Below are 20,079 nucleotides of genomic sequence, written 5' to 3'. Positions count from 1 at the left end.
GTCTTGCTTACAGCTTTCCGTTGCGCTCATTATCCCTCACAAGAACAAGAACCGACCACATGGTCGTACCATCAGAGTGAGGAACCCGTAATGACAAACGAACTCGACTATCTCAGCCGGCGCGTCGCTGCCGGAAAGCTCAGCCGCCGCGACTTCCTTGGCCGCGCCGCCGCGCTCGGCGTCACCGCGCCCTTCGCCAATTCGCTGCTTTCGAGCGCTGCCCGGGCTGCCGGCCCCGTCAAGGGCGGCACGTTGAAGGCCGGCCTGGTCGGCGGTGAATCCACCAACAGCCTCGACCCGGCGCTGATGATGACCCAGGTGCCCTTCGCCTTCGGCAAGTGCTGGGGCGAGATGATCGTCGAGCTGTCGCCCGACGGCAAGCTCGAGAACCGCATCGCCGAGGAAATCGGCTCTTCCGACGACGCCAAGGTCTGGACGCTGAAGATCCGCGACGGCATCGAATTCCACAACGGCAAGACGGTGACGGCCCAGGACGTGGCCGCCACGCTCGAGCGCCATTCGGACGAGAAGTCGAAGTCCGGCGCGCTCGGCTACATGAAGGGCATCGAGACCATCAAGGTCAACGGCAAGGAAGTGGTGCTGACCCTGAAGGAAGCCAACGCCGACCTCCCCTATCTGCTCAGCGACTATCACCTGATCGTGCAGCCGAATGGCGGCAAGGACAAACCCGATGCCGGCATCAGCGCCGGCCCTTACAAGGTCAAGGTCAACGAGCCCGGCGTGCGCCATGTCGGCGAACGCTTCGCCAACTACTGGCAGGGCGACAAGATGGGCCATGCCGACCAGGTCGAAGTCGTCGTCATCAACGACGCGACGGCGCGCACGGCGGCCCTGCAGGGCGGTCAGGTCAACATGATCAACCGCGTCGAGCCGAAGATCGTCGACCTGATCAAGCGCGTGCGGGGCGTCACCATCCGCAACCACTCCGGTCCCGGCCACTACGTGTTCATCATGCATTGCAACACGGCGCCGTTCGACAACAACGATCTCAGAATGGCGCTGAAGCTGGCGATCAACCGCGAAGAGATGCTGAACAAGGTGCTGCGCGGCTACGGCTCGCTCGGCAACGACTTCCCGATCAACGCCTCCTACCCGCTGTTCACAGAGATCGAGCAGCGCAAATACGATCCCGACAAGGCCAAGTTCCACTACAAGAAGTCGGGTCACGACGGCGCCGTGCTGCTCAGGACGTCGGACGTCGCCTTCCCCGGCGCGGTCGATGCCGCGCAGCTCTATCAGCAGAGCGCGGCCAAGGCCGGCATCAAGCTGGAAATCAAGCGCGAACCCGGCGACGGCTACTGGAACGAAGTCTGGAACAAGCAGCCCTTCTGCGCTTCCTATTGGGGCGGCCGCTCGACGCAGGACCAAATGTACTCGACCGCCTACCTGTCGAGCGCCGACTGGAACGACACGCGGTTCAAGCGGCCGGACTTCGACAAGATGGTGCTGGCGGCGCGCGCCGAGCTCGACGAGGCCAAGCGCAAGCAGATGTACCATGACATGGCTGTGATGGTGCGTGACGAGGGCGGCTTGATCCTGCCGATGTTCAACCAGTTCATCGACGCAACTGGTCCCAAGGTCGGTGGCTGGGTGGACGATCCGCATCAGGAGCTGATGAACGGCTACGCCTTGGCGAAGTGCTGGATGGAAGCCTAAGGTCCGGCCTTGCGGAGATGTCCTCACCCGTCGTGAAACTGGTGGCCCAGCGCGTTGCGCTGGGCATCCTCCTTCTGCTGGCCGTTTCGGTCCTGATCTTCGCCGGCACGCAGATCCTGCCCGGCGACGTCGCCCAAGCCATCCTCGGACAATCGGCGACGCCGGAGTCGCTCGCCAATCTGCGCGAACAGCTCGGGCTCAATCAGCCTGCCTATATCCGCTACTTCCACTGGCTGGGCGGCGTGCTCACCGGCGATCTCGGCACTGCCATGTCGAGCGGCCAGGACATCGCGACATCGATCAAGGAACGGCTGTGGAACACCTTGTTCCTGGCCTTCTGGGCGGCAATCGTGGCCATTCCGCTGGCGATCACGCTTGGCCTGATCGCGGTGCGCTACCGCAATGGCTGGGTCGACAAGATGATCTCCGGCGTGGCGCTCGCCTCGACCTCGTTCCCCGAATTCTTCATCGGCTACCTCCTGGTCTTCTACTTCGCGGTCGAGCATCAATGGTTCCCAGCCATCTCGACCGTCTATGACGGAATGTCGTTAGGCGAGCGGTTGCAGGCGATCGCGCTGCCGGCGGCGGCGCTGACGCTGGTGGTGCTGGCCCACATGATGCGCATGACGCGAGCGGCCATCCTCAACGTCATGCAATCGGCCTATGTCGAGACGGCGGAACTCAAGGGGCTTTCGGCTTTCGCGGTCATCCGCAAGCATGCCTTCCCGAACGCGATCGCGCCGATCATCAATGTCGTCATGCTGAACCTCGCCTATCTCGTGGTCGGCGTCGTCGTGGTCGAGGTGATCTTCGTCTATCCGGGCATGGGGCAATATCTCGTCGACCATGTCACCAAGCGCGACGTTCCCGTCGTCCAGGCGGTCGGCCTGATCTTTGCGGCCGTCTATATCGCCCTCAACATCATCGCGGACATTGCGGCGATCGTCGCCAATCCGCGGCTCAGGCATCCGAAGTAGGGGGCGCCGGTATGCTCGATATCAGACGCACTCCTGTCGCGGCGCTGATCGGCATTGTGCTGACGACGCTGTTCGTGCTGGCGGCGGTCTTGGCGCCATGGATCGCCCCGCACGGCAATGCCGAGATCGTCAGCGACGTCCCTTGGGAACCGATGTCATCGGTGCACCTGTTGGGCACCGACAATCTCGGCCGCGATCTCCTGTCCCGCATGATCTATGGCGCCCGCATCACGCTGTTCATCGCCGTGCTGGCCACCGCGCTGTCCTTTTCGCTCGGCGCCATTCTGGGCTTTTCGGCGGCGGTGTTCGGCGGCTGGTTCGACACGATGCTGTCGCGCCTCGTCGACCTGCTGATGTCGATCCCGACGCTGATCATGGGCCTGGTCGTCCTGTCGGTGCTGCCGTCCAACCTGGTGACGCTGATCCTGGTGATGGGCATCCTCGATTCGACCCGCGTCTACCGCTTGTCGCGCGCGGTGGCGGTCGACATCAACGTCATGGACTATGTCGAGGCCGCGAAACTGCGCGGCGAAGGCAGCGGCTGGATCATTTTCCGCGAGATTCTGCCGAACGCGCTGTCGCCGCTGGTCTCGGAACTCGGCCTGCGCTTCATCTATGCGGTGCTTTTCCTGTCGACGCTCTCCTTCCTCGGCCTCGGAGTGCAGCCGCCGGACGCCGACTGGGGCGGCATGGTGAAGGAGAACAAGGACGGCATCGTCTTCGGCATCCCGGCGGCGCTCATCCCGGCGGCGGCGATCGCGGCTCTGGCGATCTCGGTCAATCTTGTCGCCGACTGGGTGCTCAACCGCACGACCAGCCTGAAGGGAGGGCGCGGGTGATGGCTGACAGCAAAGCAAATTCCGGCCGACTCCTCGACATCCGCAATCTGCGCATCGAGGCGACCGTCTACCCGCCCGGCGAGGCGCCGAAGACCATCACCCTTGTCCATGATGTCTCGCTGACGCTGGAGAAGGGCAAGGTGCTCGGCTTGATCGGCGAATCCGGCGCCGGCAAGTCGACGATCGGCCTGTCCTCCATGGGCTATGGCCGAGGCGGCGTGCGCATTACCGGCGGCGAGGTGATCCTCAACGGCCGCGATATACTGAAGGGCGGCAAGGAGGGCTTGCGCAAGCTGCGCGGCCGCGAAGTGTGCTATGTTGCCCAGTCGGCGGCGGCGGCCTTCAATCCGGCGCACCGGCTGATGGACCAGGTGGTGGAGGCGACGCTTCTGCACGGCACGGCAACCCGGGCCGAGGCCGAGAAGCGAGCCGTCGCGCTGTTCAAGAAGCTCAGCCTGCCCAATCCGGAAACGATCGGTGAGCGCTTCCCGCACCAGGTCTCCGGCGGCCAGTTGCAGCGCGTCATGACGGCGATGGCGCTTTGCTCCGAGCCCGACCTGATCGTCTTCGACGAGCCGACCACGGCGCTCGACGTGACGACGCAGATCGATGTGCTGGCAGCGATCAAGGACGCAATCCGCGATACCCATGTGGCGGCTTTATACATCACCCACGACCTCGCCGTGGTGGCGCAGGTAGCGGACGAGATCATGGTGCTGCGCCATGGCCGGCTGGTCGAATGGGGCGGTACCCGCCAGATCATCAAGGAGCCGCGCCAGGAATACACCAACGCGCTGGTCTCGGTGCATGAGATCGAGCACAACGAACAGCAGCCCGGCACCACACCGATGCTGTCGGTGAAGAACGTGACGGCCGCCTATGGCGGCGGTCTCGTCAAGGTGCTGAAGAACGTCTCGGTCGACATTTACCCGGGCCAGACGCTAGCCGTCGTCGGCGAGAGCGGTTCCGGCAAATCGACGCTGGCGCGCGCCATCACCGGCCTCCTGCCGCCCGAGCAGGGCAGCGTCTTCTTCGACGGCCGCACGCTTGGCAACAGGCTCTCCGATAGGCCGAAGGAGGATCTGCGCCAGCTGCAGATGATCTACCAGATGGCCGATGTCGCGATGAACCCGCGCCAGACCGTGGGAACGATCATCGGCCGGCCGCTCGAGTTCTATTTCGGCATAAGGGGCCGCGAGCGCGACAAGCGCGTCGCCGAGCTGCTCGACCAGATCGAGATGGGCAAGGGCTTCATCGACCGCTATCCGGCCGAGCTTTCCGGCGGCCAGAAGCAGCGCGTCTGCATCGCCCGTTCGCTCGCCGCCAAGCCGAAGCTGATCATCTGCGACGAGGTGACCTCGGCGCTCGATCCGCTGGTCGCCCACGGCATCCTCAAGCTGCTGCTCAACCTGCAGCAGATCGAGAAAGTGGCCTATCTCTTCATCACCCACGATCTCGCGACAGTGAAGTCGATCGCCGATTCGATCGCGGTCATGTATCGCGGCGAGGTCGTTCGCTACGGCTCCAAGAGCAAGGTGCTGGCGCCGCCCTTCGATGCCTATACCGACCTTCTCTTGTCCTCCGTCCCCGAAATGGAGATCGGCTGGCTGGAGAAGGCGATTGCCGGCCGGCGCATGGAAAGCGCCGGCAACTAAGCTGGCTAGCTCTTCGCTGCACTTCTCGGACTTGGCCGGACCGGTCAAGGCCCGCCGATCTCTCCCGCCAGACCGCATGGAATTGCCCGTGGCGCTTAAATCCAAATTGCTGCTCATCATCCTTGACGGCGTGCCCTACCGGAACTGGCGCCGGCTCATGGGCAATCTCGAAGGCTGGGCACAGTCTGGTGAGGCGCAAGTGTGGAGAATGCGCTCCGTGCTGCCGTCAACATCGGCCTGCTGCTACGCCTCGATCCATACCGGGGTCACGCCGCAGGTTCATGGCATCCTCTCCAACGAGAACCGGTTCCGGGTCAGGCAGCCCGATATCTTCTCGGAGGTCAGCAAGGCCGGCGGCAGGACCGGGGCGGTGACGCATTCCTACTGGTCGGAATTCTTCCGCTCCTATCCATTCGATCTCGTCGAGGACATGGAATTCGACGAGCCTGGCGGGCCGATCACGCATGGCCGCTTCCACACCATGACCGGCTACAATCTCAAGAACCAGATGACGCCGAGCGATGTCGACCTGTTCGCGACATTGACCATGCTCACCCGCCGCCACGGCATCGACTACGGCGTCCTGCACAGCTGCACGCTGGACTCGATGGGCCATCGCTTCGGCCACGACTGCCACGAGATGGATCATGCCTGCTACGCGATGGACGGTATGCTCGCCGCCTTCCTGCCCGGCTGGCGCGAAGCCGGCTATGAAGTCATCGTCACCGCCGATCACGGCCAGACGGACCGCGGCCATCACGGCGGGCATGACGACGAGATGCAGGATTTCGCGCTCTACTATTTCGGGCCGGCGAAGGGTCCAGAAGCCGACGCGCTGCTCGACCAGCTGCAGCTCGCGCCGACGGTGCTGAGCCGGCTCGGCGTGGAGGTGCCGGCGACGATGAAGGGGAAGGTGTTTTTGATTTAGCTTCCCCTTCTCCCCTTGTGGGAGAAGGTGTCGCCAAAGGCGACGAATGAGGGGTGTTTCAGTGAACGCCAACGTCTCACTCCGCTGGAACACCCCTCAACCCGTCTCGGCGCTCCGCGCCGATCTACTTTCTCCCACAAGGGGAGAAGGGGGCGCCACCTCTGGCAACGCTCATCTTCTTCGGTTAGCTTCCGAAAATTCCCTGGCGGAGGATGAACCTTTTTGGACCGACCAGCGACAGAGCCACGAGGAGCCAGGCGGCTCGACCGGCCATGAACGCGGCGACCGAAACCGATCGCGCGCTTGTAGACCGGGTCGCGAAGGGCGACCGGGCCGCCGTGCGGCTCCTGTTCATGCGTCACCACGCGCGGATCTACCGTTTCGTGGCGCGCCAGACGGGATCGGAAATGATGGCCGACGATATCACCAACGAGGTCTTTCTCGAGCTGTGGCGCCAAGCGCCGGGCTTCGAAGGCCGCTCCGAAGTCTCGACCTGGCTGCTCGGCATCGCCCGCTTCAAGGCACTGTCCTTGCTGCGCAAGAAGAAGGAAGACTGGATCGACGACGATGAGGCGGCGCAGGTTCCCGACAGCGCCGACACGCCGGAAGTGGTCACCATGAAGGAAGACAAGGCCGCCGCCTTGCGCCGCTTCGTCGATGCCTTGCCGGAGGAACACCGCACGGTGGTCGATCTTGCCTATTACCATGGCCAGTCGGTGACCGAGATCGGCGAGGTGCTCAACATCCCGGTTGCCACCGTCAAGACCAGGATGTTCTACGCCCGCAAGAAACTCGGCGAGGCCCTCAAGGCGGCCGGTTACGACAGGGGGTGGCCATGAGCGCCGCTGAAAAGATGTCGCGCCGCGACGAGATGGAAACACTGCTGCCGTTCTACCTCAACGGTTCGCTGGAAGGCGCAGAACTCGAAGCCGTCGAGGAATGGCTGGCCTCCGATCCTGCGGCGATGGCCGCGCTCGGCGAGGCGGAAGCCGAATTCTCCGGCACCGCCGCCGCCAACGAGGCGATCCGACCGCCGGCCGACGCGCTCTCCCGCTTTGCAAGGGCGCTCGACGCCGAGGCCGGTCCGGCGCGCGCGCCCGCCGGCCAGTCATGGCTGGCGAAGGTCTTCGGCCGGGTCACGGCAATCCCCTCGGGCGTCGCCTGGGCGGCGGCCGCGGCGCTGCTTGCGCTGGTCGTAGCGCAGTCTTTCGAGCGGCCGGGCGGCAAGGGCAACGACTTTGAAATCGCCGGCGCTCAGGATGATCTGGCAAACCTGCCCTTCGCCCTGGTCAAGTTCAAGCCGGATGCCAGGCTGTCGGACATCGCCGCCTTCCTTGGGCAGAACGGGCTGAAGATCGCCGGCGGGCCGACCGCCGACGATGTGTTTCACGTGACAATCCCGGCCAGCACGGCGGCCGACTACGACAAGCTCGTCGGCCTTATTGCCGCCCAGCCTTTCGCGGAAGCTGTGGTGCAGGGAAGGAAACCGGTCGATGGCGGCTAAGGCGGTCGTTTTTCATGCGGCAATCCTCGCGGCGACATTTGTAGGCGCTCCCGCCGTTGCGCAGACCAACGATCCGAACCTCTCGCAAAAGCAGATCGACTGCCTCAGCCGCACGACGGCGGCCGGCGCTGACTGCGACAAGGACGGCGGCGGGCAATCCGGCGCGGGCAATGCCGTCGGCGGCGCCGTGTTCCTGCCGTCGCTGATCGTCGACCTGTTCCCGAATTCGCCGGCACGGCCGACGCCTGCGCCAACGCAGCCGGCGCCTCCAAAGAGTCCAACAAGCACAGCGGCGCCCGCTCCGCCGCCAAGCGGCCCCGTCACATCGCCTACCGGGCTCAATGTCGTCGCGCCGCCGCGTGCGGTCAGTGGCGAGTTCGTGCCCGACGAGGTGCTGGTGACGGTCGCCGGCGATGCCGGCGCGGTGCAGCAGATCGCCACCACCTTCGGCCTTCAGGTGCGCTCGCAGCGCCAGTCGCGGCTGCTCGGCACAACGCTGGTGCGCTACGGCATTCCGGACGGACGGCCGGTCGGCGTCGTGCTGGCGCAGCTTGCCGCCGACGGGCGCACGCAGCGGCGTGAGCCCAACCACATCTATTCGCTGCAGCAGGCAGCCGGCATCGTGAACTATGCCTTCGAGCGCATCGCGCTCGATTCGAAACAGGCGAGCGGCGAGAACGTGCGCGTCGCCGTCATCGACACCGGCATCGACGGTACCAACCCAGCGCTAAAAGGCGTGATCGCCGACCAGTTCGACGCCATGCCGAACGTGCCGATCAAGAAGCGCGACCACGGCACCTCCGTCGACGGGCTGATCGCCGGCGTCGGCGCGCTGGAAGGCATCGCGCCGGGCGCCAAGATCTATCACGCACGAGCCTTCGAAGGCGGCAAGTCGAGTATGGACGTCATCCTGTCGGCGCTCGACTGGGCGGCGGAACAGGACGTGCGCATCATCAATATGAGCTTCGTCGGGCCGAAGAACGACCTGCTCGGCACGGCTTGCCGCAATGCGCGCGCGCTCGGCATGGTGCTGGTCGCAGCGGCCGGCAACAACGGGCCGAAGGCGCCTTACGGCTATCCGGCAGCCTTCGACGGCGTCATCGCGGTCACCGCGACCGACGCCAAGGACGGGCTGATGACGCAAGCCAATCGCGGCGCCTATGTCTTCCTCTCGGCGCCGGGCGTTGAGATGGTTGCGCCGAGCGGCACCGGCTCGGACGTGGTGACCGGCACCTCCTTCGCCGCCGCGATCGTCTCAGGCGCGATCGCCAACCTGATCCATGCCGCGCCCGACCGCTCGGCCGACGAGATCGAGAAGGCGCTGGCGGCCACGGCCAAGGATCTCGGCCCGAAGGGGCGGGACAATGACTTCGGCTATGGGCTGTTGGATATAAAAGCAGCTGGGGCTGCGAAGAAATAGGCTCCCGAAAATCTGTGGCGCCGGCGGGACAGCACCCCCCTCTGGCCTGCCGGCCATCTCCCCCGCAAGGGGGGAGATCAGCAGTTTCAGCGCCGACCCCGCTCCTCAAAGTCGAGTATTGGCGAATACGGCTGCGACGTCCAATCTCCCCCCTTGCGGGGGAGATGTCCGGCAGGACAGAGGGGGGTGCGACGGAACTCAACGCGTCTCGTCTGTCGGAACACGATACCTACACCGGCGCGCCGGCCACCGACCCCCGCACCACCAGATCGACCGGCCAGACCTCGCCGCGCGCGCCCTCTTCCAGCCCTGATATGCGCGCCGCCAACCGCTCGGCAACACGCGCGCCGGCAAGGCGGATCGAGGAGCGCGTGGTCGACAGCGGCACCGGGAAATTCTCCGGCCGCAGCCAGGGAAAGACGTCGTCATGGGCGACCAGCGACAGATCGCCCGGAATGGTCAGGCCGAGATCGCGCACGGCGCGGACGACGCCGAGCGCCATGATGAGACTGGAGCAGACGATCGCCGTCGGGGCTCCGCTTTCTTCGAGCAGGCGGCGGGCGGCGCGATAGCCATTTTCCTCGGTCATGGTCGTGGAACAGATGTGGCGCTCGCCCAGTGTCAGTCCGCTGGCGGCAAGCGCCCGGCGCACGCCGCGCTCGCGATGGATGGCGAAGGTCTCGCGGTCATCGCCGTTGATCAGCGCCAGCCGCTTGTGGCCGAGCTGGACGAGAAGCCTGGCCGCTTCGTGGAAGGCGCCCTCGTTGTCGATATCGAGATAGGGATAGTCGAACTCAAAGCCCTCGCTGCGGCCATGGACGATGAAGGGGATGCCCAGCGTGTTGACCAGCGCCAGCCGCCGGTCGGCCGGGCGTGGCGAGGAAATGTAGACGGCGTCGACCTGCCGGTTGGCGACGATGCGCCGATAGGTCGTCTCCTGGTCGTCGGCGTCGGCCGGCGAGAGCACCAGATCGAGCTCGTGCGAGCGGGCATAGTCGCCGAGACCCGAAAGAAACTCGACGAAATGCGGATCGATGTCGACGGCGTTGCCGGTCGGCAGCACATAGCCGATCATTCCCGATTTGCCGGTGGCCAGCCGCCTCGCGCTGGGGTTCGGCCGGTAGCCGTGGCGCTTAGCGGCATCCATCACGCGACGCCGCGTCTCCTCGCTGACCTCCGGGTAGCCGTTCAGCGCCCGGCTTACCGTGGTTTGCGAAAGCGACAGCATGTGCGAGAGTTGCTTGAGGTTCATCGAGGCCTCCAGCCTCAAAGCGCTTTCAATTTGAATCGATCCGAGGATCGCTGGCACCGTCGTCGGAACGTCATGACCTTAGGGGCCGCCACAGGCAGTTTGAAGCCGAAATTGCTGCTGCAGCGCCAAAAAAGCTTGCTGCATTGCACTTTTTCCTTCACTCGCAAGCGGGTTTAATCGATTAGCACGGCCGACCTCTTGACTTCCGCATGATTCAATGGCGAGATCAGCTTTAGCCAAAGCGCTTTGGAAGACTCTTCGAAAGGTTGCGGTTGCCTTCTCGCTGAGTCACAGTTCCGTGGGCGTCGGCGGACGAGATGGAGGTTTCGTCCGAACTGTCTCAACACTGGGAGGACTGCCATGAAGAAAATGCTTCTCTTGGGTGCTGCGTTCGCTGCGCTCACCCTTGGCCTGCCGGCACATGCCGAACTGAAATTCAAGCCGGGCGAGGATTCGAAGTTTCATTGGGCGAATTACGACGATCTCAAAAAGGTCGACCTCAAGGGCGAAACGCTGACCATCTTCGGTCCGTGGCGCGGCGAGGACGAGACGCTCGTGCGTTCGGTGCTCGACTATTTCTCCGAGGCGACGGGAGCGGAGGTCAAATACTCCTCGTCCGAGAATTATGAGCAGCAGATCGTCATCGACACACAGGCCGGCAGCCCGCCCAACATCGCCATCCTGCCACAGCCGGGACTGATCCAGGATCTCGCTTCCAAGGGTGTGCTGACCCCGCTGGGCGACGACGTCGCCGCCTGGATCAAGGAAAATTATGCCGCCGGCGACTCCTGGGCCAAGCTCGGCACCTATACGGGCAAGGACGGCAAGCCGGGCTTCTATGCCTTTCCCTACAAGATCGACGTGAAAGGTCTGGTCTGGTACTCGCCAGATAATTTCGAGGAGGCAGGCTACAAAGTTCCGAAGACTCAGGAGGAACTGGCCGATCTCGAAAAGAAGATCATTGCCGACGGCGGCAAGCCCTGGTGCATCGGCCTGGGTTCGGGCGGCGCCACCGGCTGGCCGGCGACCGACTGGGTCGAGGACATCATGCTGCGCACCCAGCCGCCGGAAGTCTACGACAAATGGGTGAAGAACGAGATTCCCTTCACCGATCCGGCCGTGGTCAACGCCCTCGACATCTTCGGCAAGATCGCAACCGACGACAAGATGGTCGACGGCGGTGCCAAGGCAGTCGCCGCAACCGACTTCCGCGACAGCCCGAAGGGCCTCTTTACGGTGCCGCCGAAGTGCTACATGCACCATCAGGCATCGTTCATTCCTTCGTTCTTCCCGGAGAATGTGAAGCTCGGCCAGGATGCGGACTTCTTCCCCTACCCGCCCTATGCCTCGAAGCCGGAACTGGGCACGCCGCTGGAAGTGGCCGGAACGCTGGTGATGATCACCAAGGATTCCAAGGCTTCGCGTGAGTTCATCAAGTTCCTCGAGATGCCGCTCGCGCACGAATTGTGGATGGCGCAGAAGAGCTTCGTCACGCCCTTCAAAGGAGCCAACAAGGACGCCTATGGCAGCGACGCGCTGAAGAAGCAGGGCGAGATCCTGGTCGGGGCCACCACGGTGCGTTTCGACGGCTCGGACCTGATGCCCGGCAAGGTCGGCGCAGGCTCCTTCTGGACCGGCATGATCGACCTGGTCGGCGGCAAGTCCGCCCAGGACGTCGCCGCCGATATCCAGAAGAGCTGGGATGCCATCAAGTAAGCAGAGAGGCCGCCGCGCGCGACCCGAGACTTTCCTCATCCTCCTACTGGATCCGGGCTACGGCCCGGGTCCGACCGGCAACGCACGCCGGAAGCCTTCGCGTTCCGAATAACTGAAAGTCGGCGCATGCGGCTGCCAGCCTTGGCCGGCCGGTCATGCCCAGGGAGAGGGACCCATGGCGGCTCAGATTTTCTCGGCCATATTCGTCATCATCATCGGCGTCGGCGGCTGTGTCGCGTATTTCTGGGGCGCCAACAAGCTGCTCGATCTCATCTTTCCGTCGCGCGGCGTCTCCGGCAGCGCCGCCGTCGACAATCTGCGCCGGCAAGGGCTGGTGCGGCCATGGCTGTTCGTCGGGCCGGCGATGATCATCCTGACCATCTATCTGATCTATCCAGTGATCGAGACGCTGCGGCTCTCTTTTCTCGACCGTGGCGGCGAGCATTTCGTCGGCCTCGCCAACTACCAATGGGCGTTCAGCGACCAGGATTTCCGCAACTCGATCTTCAACAACATCCTATGGCTGGCGGTGGTGCCGGCGGCCTGCACCTTCCTCGGCCTGATCATCGCCGTGCTCACCGACAAGATCTGGTGGGGGACGATCGCCAAGAGCCTTATCTTCCTGCCGCTGGCGATTTCTTTCGTCGGCGCCAGCGTGATCTGGAAATTCATCTACGAGTATCGCGGCGAGGGCCAGGTGCAGATCGGCCTGCTCAACGCCATCATCCAGTATTTCGGCGGCCAGCCGCAGGTCTGGATATCGCTGCCGTTCTGGAACAATTTCTTCCTGATGGTGATCCTGATCTGGATCCAGACGGGGTTCGCCATGGTGATCCTGTCGTCGGCTTTGCGCGGGATTCCGGAAGAGACGCTGGAGGCGGCCGTGATCGACGGCGCCAACCCGTTCCAGATCTTCTGGAAGATCATGGTGCCACAGATCTGGGGGACGATCGCAGTTGTCTGGACCACCATCACCATCCTGGTGCTGAAAGTGTTCGACATCGTGCTGACCATGACCAACGGCCAATGGAACAGCCAGGTGCTCGCCAATCTGATGTTCGACTGGATGTTTCGCGGCGGCGGCGATTTCGGCCGCGGTGCCACGATCGCCATCATCATCATGATCGCGGTCATCCCGATCATGGTCTGGAACATTCGCCAGGCCAACAAAGAGACGGGAGGACACTGAGATGGCTGCGACCCGCGGAAAGTCCTTCGTCGGCCGATTCGGCGTTCATCTCGCCGTGCTGGTCTTCGTCGTCATCTGGACCATCCCGACACTCGGCATCCTCGTGTCGTCGCTGCGCGACAAGGACCAGATCATCGCGTCGGGTTGGTGGAACTCCTTCTCAAGCTCCAGCCAGACCGAGGCTGGGCGTCTGCCGGCTGCGTCCGCACAAACCCAGAAGGACGGCAAATACGTCATCGAAGGCAACGTCTTCGGCGACGGCGCCAAGCGTGCGATCAGCGCCTTCGGCACCAAGGCGGCGGCGCCGACACAATACAAGGCCGGCACGGCTGCCGATCTCGGCGATGGGGTGTCGCTGCAGGTCAACGCCGACGGCACGTTCGTGCTGTCTTCGCCGAAGCCCTTCGAAGGCGATCGCGGCCAGCGTGTCTATTATGCCTCCTCGGCGCCGCCGAAATTCACCACGGAAAACTACGAGAACGTGCTTCTGTCGCAAGGTATCGGCCGCTCCTTCATGAACTCGCTGACCGTGACCATTCCGGCGACGGTGATCCCGATCCTGATCGCGGCCTTCGCCGCCTATGCGTTGGCCTGGATGCGCTTTCCCGGAAGGGCGCTGCTGATTGCGGTGATCATCGGCCTGCTGGTGGTGCCGCTGCAGATGTCGCTGATCCCGCTGCTCAAGCTCTACAACGGCGTCGGGACCTTCTTCGGCGTGCCGTCGAAAACCTATCTCGGCATCTGGCTGGCGCATACCGGCTTCGGCCTGCCCTTCGCCATCTACCTGCTCAGAAGCTATATCGCCGGCCTGCCGCGCGAGATCATGGAATCGGCGCGGATCGACGGCGCCAGCGATTTCGAGATCTTCGTCAAGATCGTGCTGCCGCTGTCCTTCCCGGTGCTTGCCTCCTTCGCCATCTTTCAATTCCTGTGGGTGTGGAACGATCTGTTGGTGGCGATGGTTTTCCTCGGCACGGCGCCCGACCAGATCGTGCTGACGGCGCAACTCAACGCGCTGCTCGGCTCGAGAGGCGGCAATTGGGAAATCCTCACGACATCGGCCTTCATCACCATCATCGTGCCGCTGATCGTGTTCTTCTCACTGCAGCGCTATTTCGTCCGCGGGCTGCTTGCCGGCTCGGTGAAAGGAGGTTGAGACAATGCAATCGGCTTTGAAGACGAGTTCGAGACCGGACCCCGCCGTAGACCGAGACTGGTGGCGGGGCGCGGTGATCTACCAGATCTATCCGCGCTCTTATCAGGACTCGAACGGCGACGGCATCGGCGACCTGCAAGGCATTGTCCGGCGGCTGCCCTACATCGCCTCGCTCGGCGTCGACGCCATCTGGATCTCGCCCTTCTTCAAATCGCCGATGAAGGATTTCGGCTACGACGTGTCGGACTATTGCGACGTCGATCCGATGTTCGGCACGCTGGCCGACTTCGACGCGCTGGTGGCGGAAGCCCATCGGCTGGGCCTCAAGGTGATGATCGACGAGGTGCTGTCGCACACCGCCGACATCCACCCCTGGTTCAAGGAAAGCCGCTCCAGCCGGACCAATCCGAAAGCCGACTGGTATGTGTGGGCGGACGCCAAGCCCGACGGCACGCCGCCCAACAATTGGCTGTCGATCTTCGGCGGCTCGGCCTGGCAATGGGATACAAGCCGCCAGCAATATTACATGCATAATTTCCTGGCCGAGCAGCCCGATCTCAACTTCCACAACGCCGAGGTTCAGGACGCGCTGCTCAACATCACCCGCTTCTGGCTGGAGCGCGGCGTCGACGGCTTTCGGCTCGACACCATCAATTTCTACTTCCACAGCCTGGGGCTGGAGGACAACCCGCCGCTGCCGCCGGAAGAGCGCAACGACCAGACGGCGCCGGCCGTGAATCCCTACAATTACCAGGACCATATCTACGACAAGAGCCGGCCGGAGAATCTCGGTTTCCTTGAACGCTTCCGCGCGCTGCTCGATGAATATCCGGCGCAGGCCGCCGTCGGCGAGGTCGGCGATTCGCAGCGCGGGCTGGAAGTGGTGGCCGCCTACACCGCCGACGGCAAGCGCGTTCACATGTGCTATTCCTTCGACTTCCTGGCACCGGAAAAGATCAGCGCCGCCAAGGTGCGGGCGGTGCTGGAGGCCTTCGGCCGGGTCGCCAGAGACGGCTGGTCCTGCTGGGCGTTCTCCAATCATGACGTGATGCGCGTGGCCTCGCGCTGGGCCGCCAACGAAGCCGATCCGAGCGCCTATCTCAAGGTGATCTCGGCGCTTTTGATGTCGCTGCGCGGCTCGGTCTGCATCTATCAGGGCGAAGAGCTCGGCCTCGGCGAGGCGGAACTGAAATTCGAGGACCTGCAAGACCCCTACGGCATCCGTTTCTGGCCGGAATTCAAGGGCCGCGACGGCTGCCGCACGCCGATGGTGTGGGATGCGGCGGCCAAGAATGGCGGCTTCTCGACCGCCAAGCCCTGGCTGCCGGTGCCCGGCAAGCATCTGGCGCAAGCCGTGAATGTGCAGCAGGGCGATCCGAGCTCGCTGCTCGAGCATTACCGGCGCTTTCTCGCCTTCCGGCGTCAGCATCCGGCGCTGGGCAAGGGCGAAATCGACTTTATCGAAAGCGATGGCGACACCGTCGCCTTCACGCGCCGCGAAGGCAACGAGCGCATCGCCTGCGTCTTCAACCTCGGCAGCAAGCCGGCCGAAGTCGATCTCGGCAAGGGCTCGCTGCAGCCCTTGCCGGGACATGGCTTTTCGGGACAAGGTGGCACCGGGCCCATCCGCCTTGGCGGCTATGGCGCCTGGTTCGGGCGGATCGACTGAGTTGAGAACAGACAATCACTGGGAGAGGAAACCATGGCCGATGTCACGCTGAACCAGGTGAAGAAATCATACGGCAACCTCAACATTCTCCACGGCATCGACCTCGACATCAAATCGGGCGAGTTCATCGTGTTCGTCGGGCCGTCGGGCTGCGGCAAGTCGACCTTGCTGAGGTCGATCGCCGGTCTCGAGGAAATCACCTCCGGGGTGCTCCAGATCGACGGCGAAGTTGTGAACGACGTGCCGCCTTCGAAGCGGGGCATCGCCATGGTGTTCCAGTCCTATGCGCTCTATCCGCATATGACCGTTTACGACAACATGGCCTTCTCGATGAAGATCGGTAAGGAAAACAAGGCCGAGATCGACAAGCGCGTGCGCCAGGCGGCCGAGATCCTGCAGCTAACCAAGTATCTCGACCGCCTGCCCAAGGCGATGTCGGGCGGCCAGCGCCAGCGCGTCGCCATCGGCCGTGCCATTGTGCGCAATCCGAAGGTCTTCCTGTTCGACGAGCCGCTGTCGAATCTCGATGCGGCACTGCGCGTCGCCACCCGCATCGAGATCGCCAAGCTGAAAGAATCGATGCCGAACACGACGATGATCTACGTCACGCACGACCAGGTCGAGGCGATGACGCTGGCGGACCGCATCGTGGTGCTGAAGGAAGGCGTCGTCGAGCAGGTCGGCACGCCGATGGAGCTCTACAAGCGGCCGGGCAATCTCTTCGTCGCGCAGTTCATCGGATCGCCGGCCATGAACATATTGCCGGCGAAGATCGAGAAGGCCGGCAATCCGACCGTGGTCAGCCATGTCGGCGACCGCAAGGCGATGGTGCCGATCACAACGCCCGCTTCGGCGAACGGCGCGGCGGTGAGCTTCGGCGTGCGGCCCGAGGATCTCGCGATCGCGACCGGGACGGATTACCTGTTCGAAGGCAAGGTCGATTATATCGAGCAGCTCGGCGAGGTTCAGCTCGTCTATGTCGACATCGGCCGCGCCGATCTGCCGCTGGTGGCCAAACTGCCGGGAAATGTCGAGGTCAAGCGCGGCGAGACGCTGCGGCTCAATGCCGGCGCCGGGGATCTGCACATCTTCGACGCGGAGGGGCATTCCTTCACGCTGCATCGCGACGAGGCGAAGGCGGCCTGACGCTCGGTGCTGCCGTTTCGGCCATGAGGCACGGGTCGGTCCGGATAAAGAAAGAGCGGCGAGGTTTGGCCTCGCCGCTCCTTTTTCGTCAACTGCTTGCGGCTGTTAGCGGCCGAACAGATTGCGGTCGCTGCCCTGCGGGGCCGACTTGTGCACGTCATTCGACGAGTTCAGCAGCTTATAGACCGGCGAGTCGGTGCCCACCGACGAAGTGCGGGTCGTGTCGACGGCAGGGGCCTGCTGGCTGGCGCCAGCCGAGCCGTAATTGTCGCTGCCTGCGAAAGCTGCGCCGGAGAGGGCCAGAACGGCCGTTGCGGCAAGAACGATCTTCTTCATTTCAATACTCCTGAATTCTTAACCTGATGTCGTTTCCAAAACTGGGGTACACTTTTGGGCGACATGCCCTGGGACGCGGCGGGTGAACCCAGCGTCTGTCTCCTGTCGGCCATGGCCCCTCATGGATCATTGCTAGGTTCGGCAGTTTAGTTGTTGCCGAAGAGGTTGTGGTCCGCGCCCTGGGTGACGGGCTTCTGAGCGGCCGCTTCCGACCTGTGGGTCGAGGCCGTGCGAGAAGTGTCGACCGCGGCGGCCGGCTGATTGGCGGCGTTGGAACCGTAGTTGTCGCTACCAGCGAAGGCGCTGCCGGAAATGGCCAGAAGGGCGGCGGCAGTGAGAACAATCTTTTTCATTTTTGGTACTCCAGTATGTTTTTTCGTCCGTCTAGCGGCGTGTCTTGGGAGTGAAAATCGCGTCGTTCGGACAGCCCCGATGTGGGTGAGCCGGCTGCCGGATTCCAATCACGAAGTTGTTTCGGCTGGCCCATGAATCCCCATCTTGAAATTGTACCAATCGCCCGCCGCGATCGGTTTTTACACTGTTGAATCAGCTGGTTATCGCATTTATCCATTTGACTCACCAAGTGTATACGCGCGCCGATGTTCACCCCGCCTGCACGCACCGTCAACAGAAACGAACTGTTCGGTTCGATTTTAGAATCTCCTAATAGTCACTTTCCGATACCGCTTAACCATTTTGGACCTACCGGCTTGATTCGGGAGCGTTGCCGCCCACGGGTCAAAGGCGTCGGCAACTCTGGGCGCAGCCTCGTCTGAGCGTCCTTCTCTCCGATCTGGAAGGATCGCGCCGGCCGGGCGCCGAGCCTGCTCGCGCGTCAGCGTCAGCACCAGATCGAAGCCGTCGAGACGATCGTCGTCGCGGAAGTCGACCTCGTTTGCGGGCAACCGAAATCTTGTCGGCGGAGCCTGCCGAAGAGGCCGGCAGGCTCCTTGGAAGTTTTCTCAGCCGGCGGCGAAAGGCACGGCGACGAATATCTGCGCGTCGCCGCGATCGACCAGCAGCAGCACCGACTTCCTGCCGGACTTGCCGGCCTCGGCGATCGCCTGGTTCGCTTGCCTTGCGTTTTTCACCGGCGTGCGGTCGACGGCGACGATGACATCGCCGGGTTCAATGCCGGCCGCGGAGGCCGCCTTGTCCGGGTTGACGCGCTCGACCACGGCGCCGCGCTGGTTGTCGGCCAGGTTGAGCTGCTCCCGGATGTCCGGCGTGAGGTCCGTAAGGCCAAGGCCGAGCGAGGGCACGCGCAGGCCCTGTTCGGCAGATGGCTTGCCGCCTTCGTCATTCGAGGCAGTCTTCTGGTCTTCGGCATTGCGGCCGACATCGGCCGAGATCTGCATCGCCTTGCCGTTGCGCCAGACACTCAGCGTTTCCTTGCTGCCGGGGGAGACGTCGGCGACGGCGCGCGACAGATCCTTGGGATCCTTGATCTCCTGGCCGGCGAAGCCGGTGATGACGTCGCCGGTCTCGATGCCGGCCTTGGCCGCCGGCGAACCGTCGGTGACCGCCGCGACCAGCGCGCCGCCCGGATGGTCGAGGCCGATGGCGCTGGCGACGTCCTGCGTGACCGGCTGGATCTGCACGCCAAGATAGCCGTATTCGATGTCACCGCCCTTCATAAGCTTGTCGACCACTTTTTGTGCCTGGTCCGAAGGAATGGCGAAGCCGACGCCGACGCTGCCGCCATTGGGCGAATAGATCGCCGTGTTGATGCCGACCACATTGCCCTTCACGTCGACAAGCGGGCCGCCGGAATTGCCGTGGTTGATCGGCGCGTCGATCTGGATGAAATCGTCGAACGGCCCGCTGTGCAGGTCGCGGCCGCGCGCCGAGACGATGCCGGCGGTGACCGTGGTGCCGATGCCGAACGGATTGCCGATCGCCAGCACCTGGTCGCCGGTCATCAGCTTGTCGGAATCGCCCCATTTGACGGTCGGCAGCGGCTTGCTCGCCTTGACCTTGAGCACCGCCAGATCGTTCTTTGCGTCGTGGCCGACGAGCTTGGCGGGAAGCTCGGTGCCGTCATCGAGCGTCACCTTGATCGAGGTCGCGCCGTCGATGACGTGGTTGTTGGTGACGATGGTGCCATCGGACCCGACGATGAAGCCGGAGCCCAAAGCCTCCTGCCGCGGCGCCTGCTGCGGCGGCGTCTTGGGCATCGGGATGCCCTGGTCGCCGAAGAACTGCTGGAAATACTGGTCGAAGGGCGAATTGCCGTCGAAAGGCGAGCCGTCGTCCGTCGCGCCGGGCTGGGCTTTCATCACGGTCGTCACGGTCACGACTGCCGGCTTGGTGGTGGCGACAACCGGCGCGAACGAGCCGTTCGGGGCGGTAATGCCGGCGACCGGCGTCTGTGTCGTCGCGACCACGTTGCTCAGGCCGGCATTGCCGGGATTTTGCGCAAAGGAAACAACGACGGGGGAGATGATCAGCGCAGCGCCCAGCAGGGCCGCGACGCGATGTCTGCGAAGAATGCTAAATGGTGACATGGTCGTTTCTGTCCGGGCGAGAGTTGATCCGGCGCCGCGGACGGCTCTCTCCAAGGACGCCCGTCGGCGTGTCGACGGCCGGGATTGCCCGTCTCGCCATGCATGGCA

General features: G+C 63.7%; 17 protein-coding genes. 13 read left to right on the top strand and 4 right to left on the bottom strand.

Annotated features, from left to right (window positions below; translation table 11 throughout):
* Positions 1-90 precede the first annotated feature (90 nt).
* The 8 genes from CK222_RS01425 to CK222_RS01390 all read left to right on the top strand — a co-directional run bounded on the left by CK222_RS01425 (position 91) and on the right by CK222_RS01390 (position 9,000).
* The gene (locus CK222_RS01425; RefSeq protein ID WP_067324106.1) at positions 91-1,677 is read left to right on the top strand and encodes an ABC transporter substrate-binding protein; all 1,587 of its coding nucleotides are present in this window, start codon (positions 91-93) and stop codon (positions 1,675-1,677) included.
* A 17-nt stretch (positions 1,678-1,694) separates the two neighbouring features.
* Positions 1,695-2,654 (top strand): ABC transporter permease, encoded by a 960-nt coding sequence (locus tag CK222_RS01420; RefSeq protein ID WP_067324105.1) that lies wholly within the window; start codon positions 1,695-1,697, stop codon positions 2,652-2,654.
* Between the two features lie 11 nt (positions 2,655-2,665).
* Entirely contained in the window at positions 2,666-3,493 is an 828-nt protein-coding gene (locus tag CK222_RS01415; protein ID WP_066995982.1) for an ABC transporter permease, read from the top strand.
* A complete protein-coding gene (locus CK222_RS01410) occupies positions 3,493-5,148 on the top strand; it encodes an ABC transporter ATP-binding protein (RefSeq protein ID WP_066995985.1) in 1,656 nt (551 codons plus the stop codon). The genes CK222_RS01415 and CK222_RS01410 overlap by 1 nt, the downstream gene beginning before the upstream one ends.
* A gap of 88 nt (positions 5,149-5,236) precedes the next feature.
* Positions 5,237-6,076: an alkaline phosphatase family protein gene (locus CK222_RS01405; RefSeq protein WP_095799457.1), complete on the top strand. Its 840-nt coding sequence runs from the start codon at positions 5,237-5,239 to the stop codon at positions 6,074-6,076.
* Positions 6,077-6,348: 272 nt separating this feature from the next.
* The gene (locus CK222_RS01400) at positions 6,349-6,915 is read left to right on the top strand and encodes a sigma-70 family RNA polymerase sigma factor (RefSeq protein WP_095799455.1); all 567 of its coding nucleotides are present in this window, start codon (positions 6,349-6,351) and stop codon (positions 6,913-6,915) included.
* Positions 6,912-7,580 (top strand): anti-sigma factor, encoded by a 669-nt coding sequence (locus tag CK222_RS01395; protein WP_095799456.1) that lies wholly within the window; start codon positions 6,912-6,914, stop codon positions 7,578-7,580. Before CK222_RS01400 ends, CK222_RS01395 begins: the two co-directional genes overlap by 4 nt.
* Positions 7,570-9,000, top strand: a complete 1,431-nt coding sequence (locus CK222_RS01390) for a S8 family serine peptidase (protein WP_095799148.1) — start codon at positions 7,570-7,572, stop codon at positions 8,998-9,000. The genes CK222_RS01395 and CK222_RS01390 overlap by 11 nt, the downstream gene beginning before the upstream one ends.
* Positions 9,001-9,229: 229 nt before the next feature.
* Here the strand turns inward: CK222_RS01390 and CK222_RS01385 are convergent, their stop codons facing one another.
* The gene (locus CK222_RS01385; RefSeq protein WP_067324096.1) at positions 9,230-10,252 is read right to left on the bottom strand and encodes a substrate-binding domain-containing protein; all 1,023 of its coding nucleotides are present in this window, start codon (positions 10,250-10,252) and stop codon (positions 9,230-9,232) included.
* 360 nt (positions 10,253-10,612) lie between these two features.
* On the opposite strand from CK222_RS01385, the gene CK222_RS01380 reads away from it, so the two are divergent.
* The 5 genes from CK222_RS01380 to ugpC all read left to right on the top strand — a co-directional run bounded on the left by CK222_RS01380 (position 10,613) and on the right by ugpC (position 17,128).
* Complete coding sequence (locus CK222_RS01380) at positions 10,613-11,968, top strand: ABC transporter substrate-binding protein (protein ID WP_066996009.1); 1,356 nt, start codon at positions 10,613-10,615, stop codon at positions 11,966-11,968.
* A gap of 175 nt (positions 11,969-12,143) precedes the next feature.
* Positions 12,144-13,157, top strand: a complete 1,014-nt coding sequence (locus CK222_RS01375) for a sugar ABC transporter permease (protein ID WP_066996012.1) — start codon at positions 12,144-12,146, stop codon at positions 13,155-13,157.
* Between the two features lies 1 nt (position 13,158).
* On the top strand, positions 13,159-14,313 hold the full coding sequence (locus tag CK222_RS01370) for a carbohydrate ABC transporter permease (RefSeq protein WP_067324093.1): 1,155 nt from the start codon (positions 13,159-13,161) through the stop codon (positions 14,311-14,313).
* 4 nt (positions 14,314-14,317) lie between these two features.
* Entirely contained in the window at positions 14,318-15,982 is a 1,665-nt protein-coding gene (locus CK222_RS01365) for an alpha-glucosidase (RefSeq protein ID WP_095799147.1), read from the top strand.
* Positions 15,983-16,015: 33 nt separating this feature from the next.
* Positions 16,016-17,128: a sn-glycerol-3-phosphate ABC transporter ATP-binding protein UgpC gene (gene ugpC, locus CK222_RS01360; RefSeq protein ID WP_095799146.1), complete on the top strand. Its 1,113-nt coding sequence runs from the start codon at positions 16,016-16,018 to the stop codon at positions 17,126-17,128.
* A gap of 105 nt (positions 17,129-17,233) precedes the next feature.
* On the opposite strand, the gene CK222_RS01355 is transcribed toward ugpC, so the two are convergent.
* The 3 genes from CK222_RS01355 to CK222_RS01340 all read right to left on the bottom strand — a co-directional run bounded on the left by CK222_RS01355 (position 17,234) and on the right by CK222_RS01340 (position 19,971).
* Positions 17,234-17,464, bottom strand: coding sequence for a DUF680 domain-containing protein (locus tag CK222_RS01355; protein WP_066996024.1), 231 nt, complete (start codon positions 17,462-17,464; stop codon positions 17,234-17,236).
* 146 nt (positions 17,465-17,610) lie between these two features.
* The gene (locus tag CK222_RS01350; protein ID WP_066996029.1) at positions 17,611-17,817 is read right to left on the bottom strand and encodes a DUF680 domain-containing protein; all 207 of its coding nucleotides are present in this window, start codon (positions 17,815-17,817) and stop codon (positions 17,611-17,613) included.
* A gap of 609 nt (positions 17,818-18,426) precedes the next feature.
* On the bottom strand, positions 18,427-19,971 hold the full coding sequence (locus CK222_RS01340) for a DegQ family serine endoprotease (RefSeq protein WP_066996035.1): 1,545 nt from the start codon (positions 19,969-19,971) through the stop codon (positions 18,427-18,429).
* Positions 19,972-20,079 lie beyond the last annotated feature (108 nt).

Origin of the sequence: Mesorhizobium sp. WSM3866, from assembly GCF_002294795.1 — a bacterium.
GTDB lineage: Bacteria > Pseudomonadota > Alphaproteobacteria > Rhizobiales > Rhizobiaceae > Mesorhizobium.
This window is presented reverse-complemented; position numbering and strand designations above follow the sequence as displayed.